A 1559-nucleotide genomic window follows, 5' to 3' on the forward strand; every position below is an offset into this window, starting at 1 on the left:
TAATTCGAGGCTTGACCAGTTTTCATTGGTGGCCTCAAACCGAGACTTTACTATAATTGATTATCCGGACTTGATATTAAAGGGGCTTTTTACGTCTAGCTCACTCGAGATTGCCAATCCACTCATCTCGTTCCTTAAAGATAGACGACAGAGCCACAGGCTGGCGTTCACCTGTGGGTGTCATCACCCCCTTAACGTAGGTCTAATCCTGGACCTGCATCTTACATCTCCTTTGAGGAGTAATTTCCGGCTCCTGCCAGAAATTACCGGATTTTATGCAAGAGACACTTCTACACCACCAGCAATTCTCATTATGGAAATTTTGCCCCAGCTTATTGAGAATCATCTCAAGAGCTATTCTTGAAAGCCCCATTCTTTCGTTCAAGATTGGGCATCATCGGGCATTTTGGACAGGATGCGGGTCAAAATGAGAATTGCTGTCTACACCACCCCAGACATTGATTTTCCGTCAAATATGCTGTAAAATCTAGCAGGCTATGTGTTGAGCTTCTGCCTCTAACAAACTCAACAATCTTTGGTCGCCTCGTTCCCGGGCTGCTTTCTGTCTCCGTTCCAGAAGACGGCACAAATTAGCCGAATGTACTTTAGCTAATTCTTCAGGAGCGATCGCACAGGTATCCCCACTCGTCGCCGGGGGTGGCTCAGGTTTAGCATCACTTGTCGCTACAGCCACCATCATAGTGTTTTGGTCTCTAGGTTCACCCACAGAGTAGGAAACAGCCCTATATTTCAGGTTTCCGTGGGGTTGGGGGACAGGAATATGGCGAGGGTAATGGAAATGGCAATCTTGGCCCCTATATTTTCCACAAACCTCTGATTCTACCACATCCATTGGTTGAAATTCATGGTTATAGTTAACGCCACGATAGGCTAGTTTCATATCTGTTTCTCCGAAAGGGTAATTTTTAAAGTCTACTTGGTTATTCTGTATTCATTGTTACATTTTTTCCGGGTGATCCCCAATATTTTACAAAACTTTACATCTTTCCCATAACAGTCCCAGCAACCATTCTACCTAGGCCACTCACTGAACCTTCCCCCCGGCTACCCCACACAACCTGATTCCGCCCCGATTATGTAAATTTTTGTTACAAAAGTTAAGAAATATTACAAAAAATTTTTTGAGGGGGTGGGTTGCATTAGGGGTTCACCCGTGCTATTATTTTGTTATGGTCGAAAGGGAAGTCGCCTTCCCCAACTCCAATTCAAAACCGTGCTTGATACTTTCACATCACACGGCTCCTGATGTGGATACCCCTTTTGACATCGGGAACAGGGTAACGACTCCCTGCTTTTGTGACTTCAACTTTTGGAGCTAAATACAACATCGTAGTGTTTAAACTCGCTTTCGTCGTAAACACTCCTAATTGTCGCAGTCTCTATATCCACACCGTGACTAGTGGGCATATCCTAACCATTACAGTTAGGCATTAGCTTTCAGTCACATCCTTTCCCCTTAAAGGTATACGCTTACACTTTTGACTACTCAATAGACACAACACTACTGAGAGCCTAAAAGGGGTTTAAACGTTCCGTTT

At 44.3% G+C, this 1559-nt stretch carries 1 protein-coding gene; it reads right to left on the reverse strand.

The window, feature by feature from the left end:
- Positions 1–487: 487 nt before the first annotated feature.
- Positions 488–901 carry a DUF4278 domain-containing protein gene (locus tag ACTIE0_RS24280; RefSeq protein WP_006616915.1) on the reverse strand — a complete coding sequence of 138 codons (414 nt, stop codon included), beginning with the start codon at positions 899–901 and terminating at the stop codon, positions 488–490.
- Positions 902–1559 lie beyond the last annotated feature (658 nt).

Source organism: Limnospira sp., assembly GCF_051859755.1.
GTDB classification, from domain to species: domain Bacteria; phylum Cyanobacteriota; class Cyanobacteriia; order Cyanobacteriales; family Microcoleaceae; genus Limnospira; species Limnospira fusiformis.